The organism is Pseudomonas sp. SCB32 (assembly GCF_009189165.1).
Lineage (GTDB): Bacteria > Pseudomonadota > Gammaproteobacteria > Pseudomonadales > Pseudomonadaceae > Pseudomonas.
In genome coordinates, this window is the sequence record NZ_CP045118.1 from 919,034 (window position 1) to 937,077 (window position 18,044).

Genomic DNA, 18,044 nt, shown 5'->3' on the forward strand with positions numbered 1-18,044 from the left:
CCCCCGGCTTGGGCCGGGGTCTCGGTTCGAATCTGGTTGGCGGATAACGCCTGTGGCGTTATGCGCCCTACGTTTGCCTGTTTCGTCATCCCCGCGAACGGGGGGACCCGGAAACAGTGGCGAATCCGGCATGTAGCCCGATTCGCCGATTCATCTCACTTCTTGCCAGCAGCGAACAGCGCGTCGAGCTTCTGCTCGAAAGCGTGGTAACCGATGCGGTCGTACAGCTCGGCACGGGTCTGCATCAGCTCGATCACGTTCTGCTGGTGACCTTCCTGGCGGATCGCGGTGTACACGGCTTCGGCTGCCTTGTTGGCGGCGCGGAAGGCCGACAGCGGGTACAGCTGGATGGCCACGCCGACCGAGGCCAGCTCATCGCGGGTGAACAGCGGGGTGGCGCCGAACTCGGTGATGTTGGCCAGGATCGGCACGTTCAGCGCGTCGACGAAGCGCTTGTAGGTCGGCAGGTCGTAGGCGGCTTCGGCAAAGATCGCATCGGCGCCGGCCTCGACGTAGCGCTGGCAGCGCTCGATGGCGGCGTCCACGCCTTCGGCCTGGATGGCGTCGGTACGGGCGATCAGGAAGAAGTTCGGGTCGGTCTTGGCGTCGGCGGCGGCTTTCACGCGGTCAGCCATTTCCTCGACAGAGACGATTTCCTTGCCCGGACGGTGACCGCAGCGCTTGGCGCCGACCTGGTCTTCGATGTGGGCGGCGGCGGCACCGGCCTTGATCAGGCTCTTCACGGTGCGCTCGATATTGAAGGCGCTGGGGCCGAAGCCGGTATCGATGTCCACCAGCAGCGGCAGGTCGCAGACGTCGGTGATGCGGCGCACGTCGGTGAGCACGTCATCCAGGGTGTTGATGCCCAGGTCCGGCAGGCCGAGGGAGCCCGCGGCCACGCCGCCACCGGAGAGGTAGATGGCCTTGAAGCCGGCGCGCTTGGCCAGCAGCGCGTGGTTGGCGTTGATCGCGCCGATCACCTGCAGCGGCTTTTCTACGGCAAGGGCGTCACGGAAACGTTGGCCGGCGGTCTTGTAGCTCATTGTTCACCTCGTTCGTTGGCTGTCTTGGCTTGGGCGTCCAGGTAGTGACGCTCCACATTGCGTTTCGAGGCGCCGATGTGACGGCGCATCAGCAACTCGGCCAGTTCGCCGTCACGATCGGCGATGGCATCGAGAATCCGGTGGTGCTCGGCGAAGGCCTGGCGCGGCCGGTTGGGCGTCGCCGAGAACTGCAGGCGGTACATGCGAACCAGCTGGTACAGCTCGCCGCAGAGCATGCGAGTGAGGGTGCGGTTGCCGCTGCCCTGGATGATCCGGTAGTGGAAGTCGTAATCGCCTTCCTGCTGGTAGTAGCCACGGCCGGCCTGGAAGGCCTCGTCGCGCTCGTGGGTGTCGAGCACCCGGCGCAGCTCGTCGATCTCGGCCTGGCTCATGCGCTCGGCGGCCAGGCGGCAGGCCATGCCTTCGAGGGACTCGCGGATCTCGTAGAGCTCCAGCAGTTCCTCGTGGCTCAGCGACACCACCCGCGCGCCAACGTGGGGCACGCGCACCAGCAGCTTCTGGCCTTCCAGGCGGTGGATCGCCTCGCGCAGCGGGCCCCGGCTGATGCCGTAGGTGCGCGCCAGTTCCGGCTCGGAAATCTTGCTGCCGGGGGCGATCTCGCCCTTGACGATGGCGGACTGGATCTTGCGGAACACGTGTTCCGATAGAGTCTCGCTGTCGTCGGGAACCGGGCTTGGCAGAGTCAGGCTATCGTTCATGGTGTCGACAATCTTCTTGATGTGCGGCGAAAGCTACCCCTCGAAGAGGTCTCGGTCAATCAAGATTTGATGAAGTGTCGACAATCGTCTAACAAACCCTTGGGATTATGCCCAAGCGAGGCGGTCAGTCGGCGGCGCTGTCCGCGAGAATGGCGCAAATCCCCTCGTCAGGCTGTGAGCCGGCGCCGCTCAGGCCCGCTACGATCGGGGGAAAAACGGAGATCGCGCGTATGCAACTCTACGACCGTTATGTCCTGCCCCGGCTGATCGATTTCGCCTGCGGCCTGGGTGATGTGATGAAGCAGCGCTCGCTGCTGGTGCCGCGCGCCCATGGTCGGGTGCTGGAGATCGGCATGGGCACCGGGCTGAACCTGTCGTTCTACGATCCGGCGAAAGTGTCGACAATCGTCGGGGTCGATCCGGCGGCGCAGATGCAGAAGCTCGCCCGCGAGCGCGTCGCGCGCATCGGCATCCCGGTGGAGATGGTGGCGCTGGAGCTGGGCGAGATCCGCGCCGACTCCGGCAGCTTCGACAGCATCGTCTGCACCTTCACCCTGTGCAGCATTCCCGATGCGGTGGCGGCGCTGAAGGAAATGCGCCGCGTGCTCAAGCCCGGCGGCGAGTTCCTCTTCTGCGAGCACGGCCTGGCGCCGGACGCCAGCGTGCGCGCCTGGCAGCACCGGCTGACCCCGGTATGGAAGCCGCTGGCCGGCGGCTGTCACCTCGACCGCGACATGCCGTCGCTGATCCAGGCCGGCGGCTTCATGCTGCGCGAGCTGGTCCAGGACTACCTGCCGGGGCCTCGGCCGATGACCTATGTCTACCGCGGCATGGCCGACTGAGGGCTCAGGCGGCGCGGTGCAGCGGGGTGACGCTGAGGATGTGCGAGCTGGCGAGGAACAAGTCCTGCACGGCGCCACTGGGCGCCTCGCCGTTCTGGCAGTCATCCAGGCGCACCATGGCGGGTGCATGGCCTTCGTACAGGGCGAGGAAGTCTTCCCGGCTGATGCGGCCGTGAAGGATGCGTTGCGGGCGGTAGGGAGACCAGGTCTCCACTTCGACCCAGAGGCTGTCGGGATCGGTATGCATGGCGGGTGTTCCAGTGGGGAAAATAGGGTGCCTACTCTAGACACCCGCCCCGCGCATAATTCATCGGAGACATCTGATTAATTTGTAGGAAATTATTTTCACGCCGGGCATCTGTCCTACGGCAACGCTGCAAAAGCCGCCGCCCAATCCTTGGCGAAAGCCTCGAACGGAGTCGTCGTGGTGTTGGTCGGCGAACGCTCTTCCCGTGCGCGTACCCGCCCGCTGTTGATCGCTTCGGCCAACTCCGCGTAGCAGCCCGCCACGCTGGCGGAGAAGCCCACCTGTTGCAGGCCCTCGGCCAGCTCCTCCGGCGATACCTGGATGTAAGGCAGCTGCGGCTTGCCGATGGCGGCGCCGAGCAGGCGGGTCGCTTCGGCGTAGCTGAGGTCACGTTGGCCGAGCACCTCGCGGGTCCCCACGCCCTGCCAGTCGCGAGCGAGCAGGGCACGGCTGGCAGCGTCGGCCACGTCGGCGGTGGCGACCATCGGCACCGGTACGTCCGGCGCCACCGCGTCGCTGTAGCAGTCGTAGGCGCGGACGACTTCCAGCGCGCCATACAGGTTCTCGAACAGCGCGCCGGAGCGCAGCATCAATACGTTCACCTCCGGCGGCAGCGTGAGTAGGCGCTGTTCCTGGTCATGCATGCTGACGATCGGCCCACTGCCGGACGGTACGTCCGCCCCGACGCTGCTGAGGAACACCACCCGGCGTACGCCGCTGCGGCGGATGGCTTGCAGGATGGCCTCGCCCTGGGCGGCCTGCTGCTGGCGGTAGTCCTCGGTGTCCGGGCCGTAGGCGAGCAGGGTGTAGATTGCCTCGGCGCCCTGGAAGGCCTCGGCGAGGAAGTCGGCGTCGTCCGGCTCGCCGACGGCGATCTGCGCGCCGGCGGCGGCCAGCGGGGCGAGACGCTCGGCGCTGCGCCCGAGGGCGCGGACCGGCACGCTGGCGTTAAGCAGGGTCTGGCAGATTCTCGAACCGGTACGACCGGTGGCGCCCATTACGGTGATCATGGCGATGTCCTCGTGGTGGGCCTGTCCCGTGGCGCCCGCCGTGGGTTCGTTGGCCTGGGCTTAGTCTCCCGCTGATGCGCTGGACGGTTAATGCCTGGGAGTCGCCACTTCATGCTCATTCGTCCAGATGTGCTGGACGATCCCCGGGTCGCGGGCCAGTCTCGACTCCATGAACCAACCTGAAACCCTTCCCGCCGCCACCGACCCCTGGGCATCCGTCGATCCCCTGGGCGAGGCCCTGCATTTCCTGCGCATGAGCGGCACCTTCTATTGCCGCTCGGAGTTCACCGCGCCCTGGGGCCTGGACCTGCCGGCCATGCCGCAGTGCCTGATGTTCCATGTGCTGACCCTGGGCGAATGCTGGTTGGAAGCCGAGGGTGCCGAGCCGTGCCGGCTGGCGCCCGGCGACCTGGTGCTGGTGCCCCATGGCGAGGGGCACCGGCTGGTCAGCGCGCCGGGCGAGCCGGCGGCGGGGCTGTTCGACCTGCCACGCGCGTACGCCAGCGACCGCTACGAGGTGCTGCGCCAGGGCGGTGGCGGCGAGCCGACGGCGATGATCTGCGGCGCGGTGCGCTTCGACCATCCCGCTGCGCTGCAACTGGTGCGCCTGCTGCCGCGCGTGCTGGAGGCGCGGATCAGCGATCCCGGCCAGCGCGACTGGCTGTTCAGCACGCTACGGCTGATGGAGTACGAGTCGCGAGCGATGCGGCCGGGCGGGGAGACGGTGATTACCCGGCTGGCGGATATCCTGGTGATCCAGGCCATCCGCGCCTGGATCGAGCAGGACCCGGCGGCGCAGACCGGTTGGCTTGGCGCATTGCAGGATCGCCAGCTGGGCCGCGCGCTCAGCCTGATCCACCGCGAGCCGGCGCGGGACTGGAGCCTGGCTGCGCTGGCCGGGGCGGCGGCGATGTCGCGCTCGGCCTTCGCCGCGCGCTTTGCCGAGAAGGTCGGCATGCCGGCCATGCACTATGTCACCCGCTGGCGCATGCACGTGGCGTTGAGCTGGTTGCAGGAGCGCGAGATTGCTGTCGCCGAGCTGGCCGAGCGCCTTGGCTACCAGTCCGAGGCGGCGTTCAGCCGGGCGTTCAAGCGTTGCATCGGGGTGTCGCCGGGGAGCGTGCGACGCAGCCTGTAGGAGCGGGCCATGCGCGCGATCGCGGGCACGGCCCGCTCCTACAGGGGAGTTCCGGCTGCAGGGCATGGCCCACCCCCGCAGGGATGGATCAGAGCTGGATATCGTCGCGGATCAGCACGCAGGTGCAGCCATCGTTGTCTTCGCTCCAGTCGTGGAGGAAGTACATCTGGATCTTGCCGGCGTCCATCACCGCCAGGAAGTCGCCGATTTCGGGAACGAAGTAGCCCGGCGAACCCGGCTCGGCTTCGGACTCGATGCGCGCGTTGAAGAACAGCGTCGGGTCGGCGTCGTCGAAGAAGTCTTCGCGCTCGGCGGCGTCCCACTCGACGGGGGCTTCAAAGGGGCCGAGGAAGAGGACCTTGGCGCCCCCCATGTCCAGCTCTTCGGCATCCGGGTCATTGTCGTCCGGGCGGTAGACGTCGGCGTCCAGCGCCTCGGCGCTGGCGAGAATGGCGCGGCGCGCGGCCATGCGCTGCTGCGGGTCGACGCCGGCATCGGCGCAGAGCTGGTTCCAGAGGGTTTCGGCTTGGGTGGACATGGTGGCTCCCGCTCGTGCGGCCGGTGGAAAGGGCGATAGTGTCGGGGAGGCGGCAGCGCAGATCAATGGGCGGGCGGTGGCTCCTACAGGTCGTCAGCCACACAGGCGATCCCGGAGAACCCCGGGCGGCTTACTCGCCCTTGAGGCCGTACTTCTTCACCTTGTCGAACAGCGTGGTCTTGGCCATGCCCAGGGCCGCCGCAGCCTGGCTCAGATTGCCGGCGTGGCGTTCCAGGGCGGTGGTCAGCAGGCTCTTCTCGAAGGCTTCCACGGCCTCGGCGAAACGCGGCTCGCCAGCGTCCGCGCCGAGGTTGCCGCCGGCCAGCACCGGCAGGCCGAGGGCGAAGCGTTCGGCGACGTTGCGCAGCTCGCGCACGTTGCCCGGCCAGTCGTGGGCCATCAGGGTGGCGGCGGTTGCGTTGTCGATGGTGGGTGCCGGGCGGTCGAAGCGCAGCGAGGACTGCTGCAGGAAGTGCTCGAAGAGCATCAGGATGTCTTCGCGGCGCTCGCGCAGCGGCGGCAGGTTCAGGGTGATGACGTTGAGTCGGTAGTAGAGGTCGCTGCGGAAGCTGCCGTCGCGGCCCATGGCGGCGAGGTCGGACTTGGTCGCGGCGATCACCCGGCAGTCCACCCGGATCAGTTCGTTGGAGCCCAGGCGTTCCAGCTGCTGTTCCTGCAGCACGCGCAGCAGCTTGATCTGCAGGTTCAGCGGCATGCTCTCGATCTCGTCGAGGAACAGGCTGCCCCCATTGGCGTGCTCGATCTTGCCGATCCGGCGCTTGCCGGCGCCGGTGAAGGCGTGGGCCTCGTGACCGAAAATCTCGCTGTCGATCAGGCTTTCCGGCAGGCCGCCGCAGTTGAGGGCGACGAAGGGCTTGGGCTGGCGCCGGCTGTAGTCGTGCAGGCAGCGGGCGACCAGTTCCTTGCCGGTGCCGGTCTCGCCTTCGATGAGCACGTTGGCGGAGGTGTCGGCGACGTTGGCGATCAGCTCGCGCAAAGCCTGCATGGCCGGTGAGCGGCCGATCAGCCGGCTTTCCAGGGCCTGCTTGCCGGCGAGCTGGCGGCGCAGCTGGCTGACTTCGCGGGTCAGCGCGCGCTGGGCCAGCGCGCGGCGCGCAGTGTCCACCAGCTTCTCGGGGGAGAAGGGCTTCTCCATGAAGTCATAAGCGCCGTCGTGCATGGCCTTCACTGCCATGGCGATGTCGCCGTGGCCGGTGATCAGCACCACCGGCAGGCTGGGGTCCAGCGCCTTGAGCTTGTCCAGCAGTTGCAGGCCACCCATGCCGGGCATGCGGATGTCGCTGACGACGATGCCGGGGAAGTCTGCGCCGACCCGCTGCAAGGCTTCCTCGGCGCTGCCCACGCCGTCGCTGTCGATGTCTTCCAGGGCCAGCGCCTGCTGGCAGCCGAGCAGGACGTGCGGGTCGTCCTCGACGACCAGTACGCGCAGGGATTCTTCGCTCATGTAGGGGTCTCCAGGGCAGGCAGCAGCGGCAGGTAGAGCTCGAAGGCGGTGCCGCCGGCCTCCGGGTAGGCCACGCCCAGGCTGCCGCCGGCGGCGGTGGCGAGGCTGGCCGATAAGGTCAGGCCCAGGCCCAGGCCGAGTTCGCCGGGCTTGGTGGTGAAAAAGGGTTCGAACAGGTGCTGGCGCTGGTCCTGCGGGATGCCGGGGCCATTGTCGCGCACCACCAGGCGATAGCGGTCGTTGCCGTCGATGCGGCCTTCCAGCCAGAGCTGGCGGTCGGCCTGCGGGCTCATGGCGTCCAGCGCGTTGGCGATAAGGTTGACCAGGATCTGTTCCAGGCGGGTCTGGTCGATGGCCAGGCGCGCGTCGGGGAAGTCGCGGTGCAGGCTCACCGGGACTTCCTTGAGGCGCACCTGCAGAACCATCATCGCCGCGTCCACTGCCTTGCCCAGGCCGGCCTGGCCGTGGTCGTCGGCGCGCCGGGCGAAGGCGCGCAGGCTGGCGGTGATGCGGCCCATGCGGTCGACCATCTCGTTGATGGCTTCCAGGTTGCTGCTGGCGACATCCAGCTTGCCGCGCGCGAGGAAGCGCACGGTGTTGCCCGAGAGGGTACGCAGCGCCGCCAGCGGCTGGTTGAGTTCGTGGGCGATGCTGGTGGACATCTGCCCGATCACCGCCAGCTTGCCGGCCTGCACCAGGCGGTCCTGGGCTTTTCGCAGGGTGTCCTCGGCCTGGCGGCGTTCACGGATCTGTTCGCGCAGGTGCTGGTTGCTGGCGCGCAGGTCGCTGGTGCGTTCGGTGATGCGCCGCTCCAGGGCGTTGTTGGCCTGCTCCAGCGCTTCACGGGCGGCGAGGCGGGTGGCGATGACCTTGCGCCGCTCGTTCCAGGCGATCAGCAGGAAGGCCAGCAGGGCGAAGCCCAGGGCGGCGAGCATGCCGTGGATCATGGCTTCGCGGCGCACGTCGTGCAGCGGGCTGAGCAGGGTGAAGTTCCACGAGGTGTCGTTGAGACGGCGGGTCTGCATCAGGTAGCTGACGGGGTTGTGGCCGTCGGCTTCGGGTGACTGCGGCGGGAAGCTGATTTCTTCCACGCCGTCGCCCAGCGAACGGCGTGCAAGCGGCTGCCATTCGTTGAGCGCCCACCAGTAGTACTGCAGGCTGCGCGCCATGCGCTCCTTGTCGTCGGCGCTGAGCGGGCGCACGGCTTTCAGGCGCAGGGCCGGATCGCTGGAGAGGATGATGATGCCGTTCTCATCGCTGACGAAGGCTTGCAGGCGGGCTTTCTGCCAACGCTCTTCGAGCGCATCCATCTTCACCTTGACCACCGCAACGCCAATGATCTGGTCGCCGCTGACCAGGCCGTGGGCCAGGTAGTAGCCGGGCTCGCCGGTGGTGCTGTCCATGCCGTAGAAGCGCCCCGGCCGGCCGGCCATGGCGTCCTGGAAGTAGGCGCGGAACGACTGGTCCTCGCCCTGGTAGCTGTCCACGTTCTGCCAGTTGCTGGTGGCCAGTACCCGGCCGGAGGTGTCCAGCAGGTAGATGGCGCGGCTGCCGGCGCGGCGGTTCAGGCCTTCGAGGTAGGCGTTGACCAGGTTGCGGTTGTAGGGGGTGGGGTCGAGCAGCAGGCGGGTGACGTTCTTTTCCAGCTCCAGCACGCTGGGTAGGTAGGAGTAGCGGCTCATCTCGCTTTCCACGCCACGGGCGTGCAGCTCCAGCTGGCGTTCGCCGCTGCCGATCAGGGCGCGGGTGCCGGCGCCGTCGCTGATCAGGTAGCCGCCGTAGCCGAAGCCCAGCGTGAGCAGGAGCAGCAGGAGAGGCAAGAGGAGGTTGCGCAGCAGGCCAGGTTTCACGGTGAGCGGCGGTGGCAATGGGCTGGGAGGGCATTGCAGCACAGTCGTCCGGGCCGAGCCAGCCCAGCGCCGGGGTGCGGCGATGGACTGGCTCGGATACCACATGGTGCGCTCTCGCAGGCTTAGGGTTTGACGACCATGCCGATGCCGCGGCCGCGCGGATCGGAGGCGGTTTCCAGAGCCTTGCCGTCGACGCGGATGGCCTGGATGTCACCCATGTTCCAGCCCTGGTCTTCCAGCTTGTAACCCATGGCCTTCAGCTCGTCGGCGACCTTGCCGGTGAGCGGGGCGTAGGCGTCGAAGTAGATGGTGTCCTTGGGCAGCAGCTGATGGTGCACGCGCTGCGCGGCCACGGCCTTCTCCAGGGGCAGGTGGTAGTCGTAGACGTTGTTCAGCACCTGGAAGATCGAGGTGAAGATCCGCGAGCCGCCGGGGGTACCCAGCACCAGGCTGACCTTGCCGTCGCGGGTGACGATGCTCGGGCTCATGGAGGAGAGCATGCGCTTGCCCGGTTCGATGGCGTTGGCATCGCTGCCGACCACGCCGAAGGCGTTGGCCACGCCCGGCTTGGCGCTGAAGTCATCCATTTCGTCGTTGAGCAGGAAGCCAGCGCCCTTGACCACCACGCCGCTGCCGAAGTCCCAGTTCAGGGTGTAGGTGTTGCTGACGGCGTTGCCGTCCTTGTCGACGATGGAGAAGTGCGTGGTCTGGTGCGGCTCCAGGCCCGGACGGACCTTCTCGGTGGGCGAGATGGCGTTCGGGTTGACCTCGGTGGCGCGCTTGGCGATATATGCCGGGTCGGTCAGCTGGGCTACCGGCACCTTGGAGAAGTCCGGGTCGCCCAGGTAGTCGGCGCGGTCGGCGAACACCCGCTTCTCGATCTCGGCGAGCAGATGGATGTACTTGGCAGAGTTCAGCTCCACACCCTTGAAGTCGGCGGCGCGCTGTTCCTTGATGCCGATCAGCTGGGCCAGGGCGATGCCGCCGGAGCTCGGCAGCGGCGCGGTGTAGAGGGTGTTGCCCTGCCAGTCGATGCGCATCGGCTCGCGCCACTTGGTCTCGTAGGTGCTCAGGTCTTCGGCGGTGATCAGGCCGCCGTCGTGCTTCATCTGCGCGACCAGCAGCTTGGCGGTCTCGCCCTTGTAGAAGTCGTCCGGGCCCTTGTCGGCGATGCGCTCCAGGGTCTTGGCCAGCTCGGGCTGCTTGAAGGTCTGCCCCGGCTTCATGGTGCCGAAGTAGTCGCCGAAGTTGGTCTTGCCGTTGAACAGCGCGATGGCGTCCTGGCGGTACTGGTACTGCTGGTCGGCGACCTTGAAGCCGGTCTTGGCGTAGCCGATGGCCGGGGTCAGCAGCTCGCTCCACTTCAGCTTGCCGAAGCGCTTGTGGGCTTCCCACAGGCCCATCACCGTGCCCGGCACGCCGGCGGCCTTGGTGCCCACCAGGCTGAGGTTCTCGATCACCTCGCCCTTGTCGTTCAGGTACATGGTCTTGGTCGCGGCCTTGGGCGCGATCTCGCGGTAGTCGAGGAAGTACGGCTTGCCGTCGACATACAGGGTCATGAAGCCACCGCCGCCGATGTTGCCGGCTTCGGGGTAGGTGACCGCGAGGGTGAAGGCGGTGGCGACCGCGGCGTCGACGGCGTTGCCGCCCTTCTTCAGGATCTCGGCGGCGACCCTGGCGCCGTACTGGTCAGGCGCGGCCACCGCGCCACCGTCGAGGGTGGCGGCGAAGACCGAGGAACTGGCGGCGAGGATGGCGACGCCCAGGGGGAGTTTCGTGAAGTCGAACAAGCGCATGGACTCTTCCTTATTTATTGTTGTGCTTGCGGTGAGGAGGAGCGCCTCGGCGAACCGAAGCGCGCCGGGGTATCAGTGCTGAAGAATCTTGGCGAGGAACTGCTGGGTGCGTTCGGCGCGGCCCTTGAGGTCACCGAAGAACTCTTCCTTCGGGCAGTCTTCGACGATCTGCCCGCGGTCCATGAAGATCACCCGGTCGGCGACCTTGCGCGCGAAGCCCATCTCGTGGGTCACGCACATCATGGTCATGCCTTCCTGGGCGAGCTGGACCATCACGTCGAGTACCTCGTTGACCATCTCCGGGTCGAGCGCCGAGGTCGGTTCGTCGAACAGCATCACGATCGGGTCCATGGCCAGCGCGCGGGCGATGGCGACGCGCTGCTGCTGGCCGCCGGAGAGCTGGCCGGGGTGCTTGTGCGCATGGGCCTTGAGGCCGACGCGGTCGAGCAGCTTCATGCCCTTGTCCATCGCCTCTTCCTTGCTCCGGCCCAGGACCTTGCGCTGGGCGATGGTCAGGTTCTCGGTGATGGACAGGTGCGGAAACAGCTCGAAGTGCTGGAACACCATGCCCACGCGGGAGCGCAGCTTCGGCAGGTCGGTTTTCGGGTTGGCGATGGAGGTGCCGTCGACGGTGATGTCGCCCTTCTGGAAAGGCTCCAGCGCGTTGACGCACTTGATCAGGGTCGACTTGCCCGAGCCGGACGGGCCGCAGACCACCACCACTTCACCCTTGGACACCTTGGTGTTGCAGTCGGTGAGCACCTGGAAGTCGCCATACCACTTGCTGACGTTGTCGATGGAGATCATACGGTTAACCTTTTCTGCAGGCGCTTCACGCCGAGGGAAGCGGCGAAGCTGATGACGAAGTAGACGAGACCGGCGAAGATCAGGAACTCATGGGGCTGGCCGATGATGTCGCCACGGGAGCGGGCGGCGTTGAGGAAGTCCATCAGGCCGACGCTGTAGACCAGCGAGGTGTCCTGGAACAGGATGATGCTCTGCTGCAGCAGCAGCGGGGTCATCTTGCGGAACGCCTGGGGCAGGATGATCAGGCGCATGGCCTGGCTGTAGGTCATGCCCAGCGCGTAGGACGCGCCAATCTGGCCCTTCGGGATGGCCTGGATGCCGGCGCGGACGATCTCGCAGTAGTAGGCCGCCTCGAACATCATGAAGGCCACCAGGCACGAGGTGAACGCGCCCACCGGGGTGTCCTGGCCGGTGATCCAGCGCAGGATGAAAGGCACCGCGAAGTAGAACCAGGTGATCACCAGCAGCAGCGGGATCGAGCGGAAGTAGTTCACGTAGAAGCCGGCGATGTTCGACAGCAGCTTGCTGTTGGACAGGCGCATCAGTGCGAGGAGGGTGCCCAGCACCACGCCGCCCAGGATGCCCAGCGCCATCAGCTGCAGGGTGCTGAGCATGCCGTCCCAGAGGCCGGGGAGGGCGGGGACGATCTGACTGAAGTCCATCATTTACCTCCCACGGAAATCAGGCCCGGCACCGCGACCTTCTTCTCGACGAAGCGCATGCCGAGCATCAGGCTCATGTTCAGGGTGAAGTAGATCAGCGTGGCCAGGGTGAAGGCCTCGAACAGGTTGGCGCTGAATTCGGCGGTCTGCTTGGTCTGCGCGAGCAGCTCCATGAGGCCGATCAGGGAGGCCACCGAGGAGTTCTTGAAGACGTTGAGGAACTCGGAGGTGAGCGGCGGAATGATGATGCGGAAGGCCTGCGGCAGCAGCACGTAGCGGTAGATCGCCGGCAGGCGGAAGCCCATGGCGCTGGCGGCGGCGAGCTGGCCCTTGGGCAGCGCCTGGATGCCGGTGCGCACCTGCTCGCAGACCCGCGCGGCGGTGAACAGGCCCAGGCACACGACGACGCTGATGAAGGCCGAGGTTTCCGGGGCGATGCCCAGCTTGAACCAGTCCTGGATCGGCTGCGGCAGGTAGTCCGGCACGAAGAAGTACCAGAGGAACAGCTGCACCAGCAGCGGCACGTTGCGGAACAGCTCCACGTAGGCGGTGGCGATGCCGGACAGCCAGCGGTTGGGCAGGGTGCGCATCACGCCCAGCAGCGCGCCGAGCGCCAGGGCGATGAACCAGGCAGCGAGCGAGACGGCGATGGTCCAGCCAAGGCCGGTGATGTACCAGTCCAGGTAGCGCTCGTCGCCGATCCCGGTGGACTTGAAGAACACGCCCCAGTCCCAGTTGTAATCCATGACGGGTTTCCCCTCAGAGTTGTTCACGCTCCGCTGCGCGTCGGCAGAACTGCGTTGGAGACAGGCTCGGGATGCTCATTAACAGCTGTTAACTCCGCTCCCTCGCCTGTCTCCGCCTTGTTCTGCTCTAGCTCGCGGAGCATGAGCAGGTATTTGTTTTACGGCACGAAGCCGGAAGCGGGCGTGCAAAGGCCCACCACCCGCGGGTAGCGGATGTTCCGGCATCGTCATCAGGAGTAATGGGCCGGGAGCGCAAGGCTTGCGCTCCCGATCCCCCGCGCAGCGCCACCTTGTGGGTGGCGCTGCGCGCGACCGTTACATCTGCTCGGCAGACTTGTCGGTCGGAGTGGCGATCAGCTTCTTGAGCTCATCACTCATCGGGAAGTTGAGGTTCAGGTCCTTCGGCGGGATCGGCTTCATGAACCACTGGTCGTAGATCTTGTTCACCTCGCCCGAGGCGAAGGTGTCGGCGATGGCCTTGTCGACCACCTGCTTGAACGCTGCGTCGCCCTTGCGAACCATGCACGCGTAGATCTCGTAGGACTGCGGCTTGCCGACCACGTGCCAGTCGGCCGGGTTCTTGGCCTTGGCCATTTCGCCGTAGAGCAGCGCGTCGTCCATCATGAAGGCCACGGCGCGGCCGGATTCGAGCATCAGGAAGGACTCGCCGTGGTCCTTGGCCGAGATGATGTTCATGCCCATCTTCTTCTCGGCGTTCATCTGCTTGAGCAGACGCTCGGAGGTGGTGCCGGCGGTGGTCACCACGTTCTTGCCGTTCAGGTCGGCGAAGTCGTTGATGCCCGAGCTGGTCTTGGTCAGCAGGCGGGTGCCCACTTCGAAGATGCCGACGGAGAAGTCGACCTGCTTCTGGCGCTCCAGGTTGTTGGTGGTGGAGCCGCACTCGATGTCCACGGTGCCGTTCTGCACCAGCGGGATACGGGTCTGGGAGGTGACCAGGTTGTAGCGCACCTTCAGGTCGGGGAGGTTCAGCTCTTTCTTCAGGGCTTCGACGACCTTCAGCTGCAGGTCGTGGGAGTAGCCCACCGGCTGACGCGGATCAGTGGCGAGGTAGGAGAAGGGAATGGAGGCGTCACGGTGGCCGAGGACGACGGTGCCGGAGTCCTTGATCTTCTTCAGGGTGCCGGTGAGCTCTTCAGCGACGACGGGAGTGGCGAGCAGGGCCGCGACAATGGCGGCACCCAACGCACGGGGTGCGAAACGCATGGAATCTACCTCGACTGGTTGTGTTTGTTATTCAGTCCTGCGACTGGCGAGGGGTAGCCATGCCGCATGCTTGGGATGGACAGGAGCAGGCTCTGTGCCAACTTCTGGATTTGTTTTTAAGTTATTGAATATAAAAGATATTTTTATGTGTTGCCGAGCATCTCGCCGCTTGGGGTGTTCGGCAATCCGGATATTCGATGAATTTGCGTTCGGAAATCCGAACGACAGGGCGCCAGGCGTCACTTGGCGGGCTCTCTGTCCGGGATGGAAGACAGCGCACACGGCCGGGCGTTCCAATCGAGGAGGACCGTCGCGGGGGATGGCCCGTGGGGGAGGATGACAGCACCCGCGCCGCCGGGCGAGGCGGCGGTTTCAGGCGTGGCCGGTCTCAGTCGTTGTCGCTGACCCGGCCGGCGGCGCGCTCCTCGCGGCGCAGCAGCTCGCGCTTGCGCGGCAGCCCCCAGCGGTAGCCGCCTTCGCCCGCGCTGCCGACCACCCGGTGGCAGGGCACCAGCAGGCCGACGCTGTTGCTGGCACAGGCGCGGGCGATGGCCCGTGGATGGCTGCCCAGCTGTTCGGCCAACTCGCCGTAGCGGCGAGTCTCGCCGCTGGGGATGCGCGTGAGGGCGCGCCAGACGCGCAGCTGGAAGGCGCTGCCGTGCAGGTCCAGCGGCAGGTGGGCGGCCTGTTCGGGCTCCGCCAGCTGCGCCAGTACCTGCTTCAACCAGCCGCCCAGGCCCGCGTCGTCGCGCATCCGCTCGGCGGCGCCGAAGCGTTCGGCCAGTTGCCGCTCCAGCTCCCCGGCGTCATCGGCGAACAGCAGGGCGCAGACGCCCTTGTCGGTGGCCGCCAGCAGCATCTGGCCCAATGGGCAGGGTGCGATGACGTAGCGCAGGCGTTCGCCGGCGCCCTTCTGCCGGCGCTGCGCCGGGGTCAGCGGAGTGGCGCTTTCGTAGAGGGCGCGGGTGCCGGAGTAACCCGCTTCCAGGGCCGCATCCAGCACCGAACGCGCCTGCGGCAGCGCGGCGGCGAGGCGCTGTTCGCGCCGTGACTCGGCCCAGGCGCGTGGGGTCAGGCCGGTGCGGGCCTTGAAGGCGCGGGCCAGGTGCGAGGCGGAGAGGCCGATGCGGCCGGCCAGCTCGTCCAGGGTCAGCGGTTTCTCCGCGCGGTCGAGCAGTTCGCAGGCAGCGGCAACCAGCGCATCCAGTTGCTCGCGGGGGCTCGGGCCGTTCGGCGAGCAACGTTTGCACGGGCGGAATCCGGCCGCCTCGGCGGCGGCGGGGCCTTCGTAAAAGGCCACATTGCTGCGCGAGGGCCGGCGGGCCGGGCAATTGGGGCGGCAGTAGACACCGGTAGAGCGCACGCTGAAGACGAAGCGGCCCTCGAAGCGCGCATCGCGCTCGCAGACGGCCTGCCAGCAGCGCTCGGGGTTCAGTTCGATGCTCATCATGGCGTGTCTCCAGGGAATTCGGCGTTGGGCAAATTGTCTGTCCCGCGCCGCGTGCGGGCAATCCGCATCGCGTTTTCAAACTGCGGGCTACGCTTGCCGGTGTCCGCCTTCAGAGAGCGTTGCCTTGCTTCGATTCTGCTTCTGCTGCCTGTTGCTCGTCACGCTGTATGCCCCGGCGCATGCGGCGAGCCTTGCATTGAACGATCAGGAACGTGCGTTCGTCAGTGCCCACGAACCGATCCGCGTCGGGCTGTTCCGCGCTGGCTGGCCGCCGTTCGAGGTGATCGACGAGTTCGACCAGTTCCACGGCATCAGCGCCGACTACCTGCAGCTGATTTCCGAACGCCTGGGGATGAAGATCCGGCCGGTGATCTACAACACCTGGGATGACGTGCTGGCCGCCGTGCACGCCGGCGAGGTGGACCTTGTGCCGTCGGTGGCGATGACCGAGGAGCGCAAGCGCTTCCTGAGCTTCAGCCAGCCGTACCTGCTGACCAGCAGCCTGATTTTCGCCCGTCGCGACAGTACCATCCGCACGCTCGATGATCTGTCCGGGCGGCGGGTGGCGGTGGAGCAGGGCTATGCCGTGCAGGAACTGCTGGAGAAGGCCGTGCCCGGCGTCGTCTTCGTGGTCAGCGACGATTCGCCCGGCGCCCTGAAGGCGGTTTCCACCGGCAAGGCCGATGCCTATGTGGGCAACCTGATCACGTCGACCTACCTGGTCGAGCAGCTGAATCTGACCAACCTGGAAGTCCGTGGCGACAGCGGCCTGGGCAACAGCCAGGTGCGCTTCGCCGTGCGCAAGGAACTGGAGCCGCTGGTGCCGTTGCTCGACCGCGCCTTGGGCAGCATTTCCCGCAGCGAACAGGAGGAGATCCAGGCCCGCTGGCTGCCGTCGCTGGATGTGTTCGACTGGATGCACCTGCTGCAGATCGCCTGGCCCTGGGTGGTCGGGGTGCTCGCGCTGCTGGCCTTCGTCCTGGTGTGGAACCGGCGGTTGTCGATCCAGGTCACCGAGCGCGCCCGCGCCGAAGCCGAGGAGCGCCGCCAGCGCAGCACGCTGCTGGCGCTGATCAACGCGATTCCCGACCCGATCTGGTTCAAGGACACCCAGGGCCGTTACCTGGGGGTCAACCAGGCGTTCGCCGACTGCCTGGGGCGACGTCCGGACGAGATCATCGGGCGCAGCGACCGCCAGTTGTTCAGTCGCAACGCCGTTGCCAACCGGCACGACCGCGACCACCAGGCGCTGACGGGCAGCGAGCCCTTCGCCAGCGAGGGCTGGGTGGTCTATCCGGACGGCCGACAGGTGCTGTTCGATACCTTGCGCAGTGCCTTCCAGGATGACAACGGGCACCTGCTGGGGCTGGTCGGCGTGAGCCGCGACGTCACCGCGCGCAAGTCCACCGAGGTCGCGCTGGCCCAGGCCCGTGACCTCGCCGAGGAAGCCGCGCAGCTCAAGAGCGACTTTCTCGCCAACATGAGCCACGAAATCCGCACGCCGCTGAACATCATCATCGGGCTTGCGCACCTGCTGCAGGAAACCACCCTGGATGAGCAGCAGCTGGATTACCTGGGCAAGATCCAGGGCTCGGGTCAGTACCTGCTGGAGCTGATCAGCGACATCCTCGACCTGTCGCGGGTGGAAGCCGGCAAGCTGGAGTTCGAGCACATCGATTTCGACCTTGAACGCATGCTCGGCGAGCTGTTCGACCTGCTCAGCATCCGCGCGGCGAACAAGGGGCTGGCGGTGCGCTGCGAGATCGACGCGCGGGTGCCGGCCAAGGTGGTGGGAGACTCGCTGCGCCTGCGGCAGATCCTGATGAACTACGCCAACAACGCGCTGAAGTTCACCGAGCGCGGCGAAGTGGTGCTGGTCGTCGATCTGGAGCAGGAGGACGAGGACAACCTGCAGCTGTACTTCGGCCTGCGCGATACCGGTATCGGTATTTCCCCGGCGCAGCAGGCTCGCCTGTTCGAGTCGTTCCGCCAGGCTGACAGCTCGATCACCCGGCGCTATGGTGGTTCGGGGCTGGGGCTGGCGATCTGCAAGCGGCTGGCGGAGGCGATGGGCGGCAGCGTCGGCGTGGAGAGCGAGGCGGGGCAGGGCAGCCTGTTCTGGTGCCGCCTGCCCATGGGGCGGGTGGACGATGCTCAGGAGGTGAACCTCGACAGCATCAGCCATGCCTTGCCCCCGCCGGAGACGTTACCGGCGGCGGAAAAGGCCGAGCCGGTGCCGATCCCCGCTGGCGACGGGGTGGAGGTCGAGCGCGTCTGCCGGCGCCTGGCGCAGCTGCTGGCCGCCGACGATCCGCGCGCCGGGCGTTTGCTGGGCGAGCGTGCAAGCCTGCTGCGCAGCGTCTTCAATGAGGGATACGAAGGCATCGCGACGAACATCAAGCGCTTCGAGTTCGAGCGTGCCCTGGAGAACCTGGTGAATCTGGCCAGGGATCGCGACATCAGGATCTGAACGCCGGCGCGGATGAAAGGTCCGATCTGGCGCCGCG

16 protein-coding genes are annotated in these 18,044 nt (G+C 66.8%); 3 read left to right on the forward strand and 13 right to left on the reverse strand.

Features of this window, described 5'->3' with window-relative positions; all coding sequences use genetic code 11:
* Positions 1 to 155 precede the first annotated feature (155 nt).
* Together prpB and GA645_RS04415 are read right to left on the reverse strand one after the other, a co-directional pair.
* Positions 156 to 1,043: a methylisocitrate lyase gene (gene prpB / locus GA645_RS04410; RefSeq protein ID WP_152220313.1), complete on the reverse strand. Its 888-nt coding sequence runs from the start codon at positions 1,041 to 1,043 to the stop codon at positions 156 to 158.
* A complete protein-coding gene (locus GA645_RS04415) occupies positions 1,040 to 1,762 on the reverse strand; it encodes a GntR family transcriptional regulator (protein ID WP_152220315.1) in 723 nt (240 codons plus the stop codon). Before GA645_RS04415 ends, prpB begins: the two co-directional genes overlap by 4 nt.
* A gap of 230 nt (positions 1,763 to 1,992) precedes the next feature.
* On the opposite strand from GA645_RS04415, the gene GA645_RS04420 reads away from it, so the two are divergent.
* The gene (locus tag GA645_RS04420) at positions 1,993 to 2,604 is read left to right on the forward strand and encodes a class I SAM-dependent methyltransferase (RefSeq protein ID WP_152220317.1); all 612 of its coding nucleotides are present in this window, start codon (positions 1,993 to 1,995) and stop codon (positions 2,602 to 2,604) included.
* A 4-nt stretch (positions 2,605 to 2,608) separates the two neighbouring features.
* On the opposite strand, the gene GA645_RS04425 is transcribed toward GA645_RS04420, so the two are convergent.
* Positions 2,609 to 2,851: a hypothetical protein gene (locus GA645_RS04425; RefSeq protein WP_152220319.1), complete on the reverse strand. Its 243-nt coding sequence runs from the start codon at positions 2,849 to 2,851 to the stop codon at positions 2,609 to 2,611.
* A 116-nt stretch (positions 2,852 to 2,967) separates the two neighbouring features.
* Entirely contained in the window at positions 2,968 to 3,861 is an 894-nt protein-coding gene (locus GA645_RS04430) for an NAD(P)H-binding protein (protein WP_152220321.1), read from the reverse strand.
* A gap of 169 nt (positions 3,862 to 4,030) precedes the next feature.
* On the opposite strand from GA645_RS04430, the gene GA645_RS04435 reads away from it, so the two are divergent.
* Complete coding sequence (locus GA645_RS04435) at positions 4,031 to 4,999, forward strand: AraC family transcriptional regulator (RefSeq protein WP_152220323.1); 969 nt, start codon at positions 4,031 to 4,033, stop codon at positions 4,997 to 4,999.
* 88 nt (positions 5,000 to 5,087) lie between these two features.
* Here GA645_RS04435 and GA645_RS04440 read toward each other — a convergent pair whose 3' ends face one another.
* The 9 genes from GA645_RS04440 to ada all read right to left on the reverse strand — a co-directional run bounded on the left by GA645_RS04440 (position 5,088) and on the right by ada (position 15,537).
* Complete coding sequence (locus GA645_RS04440) at positions 5,088 to 5,537, reverse strand: hypothetical protein (protein ID WP_152220325.1); 450 nt, start codon at positions 5,535 to 5,537, stop codon at positions 5,088 to 5,090.
* 130 nt (positions 5,538 to 5,667) lie between these two features.
* Complete coding sequence (locus tag GA645_RS04445; protein WP_256676162.1) at positions 5,668 to 6,951, reverse strand: sigma-54 dependent transcriptional regulator; 1,284 nt, start codon at positions 6,949 to 6,951, stop codon at positions 5,668 to 5,670.
* A gap of 47 nt (positions 6,952 to 6,998) precedes the next feature.
* The gene (locus GA645_RS04450; RefSeq protein WP_372239798.1) at positions 6,999 to 8,891 is read right to left on the reverse strand and encodes an ATP-binding protein; all 1,893 of its coding nucleotides are present in this window, start codon (positions 8,889 to 8,891) and stop codon (positions 6,999 to 7,001) included.
* A gap of 83 nt (positions 8,892 to 8,974) precedes the next feature.
* Positions 8,975 to 10,648: a gamma-glutamyltransferase gene (gene ggt, locus GA645_RS04455; RefSeq protein WP_152220330.1), complete on the reverse strand. Its 1,674-nt coding sequence runs from the start codon at positions 10,646 to 10,648 to the stop codon at positions 8,975 to 8,977.
* A 72-nt stretch (positions 10,649 to 10,720) separates the two neighbouring features.
* Positions 10,721 to 11,455, reverse strand: coding sequence for an amino acid ABC transporter ATP-binding protein (locus tag GA645_RS04460; RefSeq protein ID WP_152220331.1), 735 nt, complete (start codon positions 11,453 to 11,455; stop codon positions 10,721 to 10,723).
* The gene (locus tag GA645_RS04465) at positions 11,452 to 12,120 is read right to left on the reverse strand and encodes an amino acid ABC transporter permease (protein WP_178119483.1); all 669 of its coding nucleotides are present in this window, start codon (positions 12,118 to 12,120) and stop codon (positions 11,452 to 11,454) included. The genes GA645_RS04460 and GA645_RS04465 overlap by 4 nt, the downstream gene beginning before the upstream one ends.
* Positions 12,117 to 12,863: an amino acid ABC transporter permease gene (locus tag GA645_RS04470; RefSeq protein ID WP_152220333.1), complete on the reverse strand. Its 747-nt coding sequence runs from the start codon at positions 12,861 to 12,863 to the stop codon at positions 12,117 to 12,119. The genes GA645_RS04465 and GA645_RS04470 overlap by 4 nt, the downstream gene beginning before the upstream one ends.
* 315 nt (positions 12,864 to 13,178) lie before the next feature.
* Positions 13,179 to 14,087, reverse strand: a complete 909-nt coding sequence (locus tag GA645_RS04475) for a glutamate/aspartate ABC transporter substrate-binding protein (protein ID WP_152220335.1) — start codon at positions 14,085 to 14,087, stop codon at positions 13,179 to 13,181.
* Between the two features lie 388 nt (positions 14,088 to 14,475).
* Positions 14,476 to 15,537, reverse strand: coding sequence for a bifunctional DNA-binding transcriptional regulator/O6-methylguanine-DNA methyltransferase Ada (gene ada, locus GA645_RS04480; protein WP_152220337.1), 1,062 nt, complete (start codon positions 15,535 to 15,537; stop codon positions 14,476 to 14,478).
* Between the two features lie 196 nt (positions 15,538 to 15,733).
* On the opposite strand from ada, the gene GA645_RS04485 reads away from it, so the two are divergent.
* Positions 15,734 to 18,007: an ATP-binding protein gene (locus tag GA645_RS04485; RefSeq protein WP_256676062.1), complete on the forward strand. Its 2,274-nt coding sequence runs from the start codon at positions 15,734 to 15,736 to the stop codon at positions 18,005 to 18,007.
* The last annotated feature ends 37 nt before the right edge of the window (positions 18,008 to 18,044 follow it).

Bases quoted from the DNA above. Each gene is read 5' to 3' on its own strand.
- GA645_RS04435 (WP_152220323.1), top strand. From the start codon at position 4,031: ATGAACCAACCTGAAACCCTTCCCGCCGCCACCGACCCCTGGGCATCC.
- ggt (WP_152220330.1), bottom strand. From the start codon at position 10,648: ATGCGCTTGTTCGACTTCACGAAACTCCCCCTGGGCGTCGCCATCCTC.
- GA645_RS04425 (WP_152220319.1), bottom strand. From the start codon at position 2,851: ATGCATACCGATCCCGACAGCCTCTGGGTCGAAGTGGAGACCTGGTCT.
- GA645_RS04475 (WP_152220335.1), bottom strand. From the start codon at position 14,087: ATGCGTTTCGCACCCCGTGCGTTGGGTGCCGCCATTGTCGCGGCCCTG.
- prpB (WP_152220313.1), bottom strand. From the start codon at position 1,043: ATGAGCTACAAGACCGCCGGCCAACGTTTCCGTGACGCCCTTGCCGTA.
- GA645_RS04440 (WP_152220325.1), bottom strand. From the start codon at position 5,537: ATGTCCACCCAAGCCGAAACCCTCTGGAACCAGCTCTGCGCCGATGCC.
- GA645_RS04470 (WP_152220333.1), bottom strand. From the start codon at position 12,863: ATGGATTACAACTGGGACTGGGGCGTGTTCTTCAAGTCCACCGGGATC.
- GA645_RS04460 (WP_152220331.1), bottom strand. From the start codon at position 11,455: ATGATCTCCATCGACAACGTCAGCAAGTGGTATGGCGACTTCCAGGTG.
- GA645_RS04420 (WP_152220317.1), top strand. From the start codon at position 1,993: ATGCAACTCTACGACCGTTATGTCCTGCCCCGGCTGATCGATTTCGCC.
- GA645_RS04430 (WP_152220321.1), bottom strand. From the start codon at position 3,861: ATGATCACCGTAATGGGCGCCACCGGTCGTACCGGTTCGAGAATCTGC.
- GA645_RS04415 (WP_152220315.1), bottom strand. From the start codon at position 1,762: ATGAACGATAGCCTGACTCTGCCAAGCCCGGTTCCCGACGACAGCGAG.
- GA645_RS04465 (WP_178119483.1), bottom strand. From the start codon at position 12,120: ATGATGGACTTCAGTCAGATCGTCCCCGCCCTCCCCGGCCTCTGGGAC.
- ada (WP_152220337.1), bottom strand. From the start codon at position 15,537: ATGATGAGCATCGAACTGAACCCCGAGCGCTGCTGGCAGGCCGTCTGC.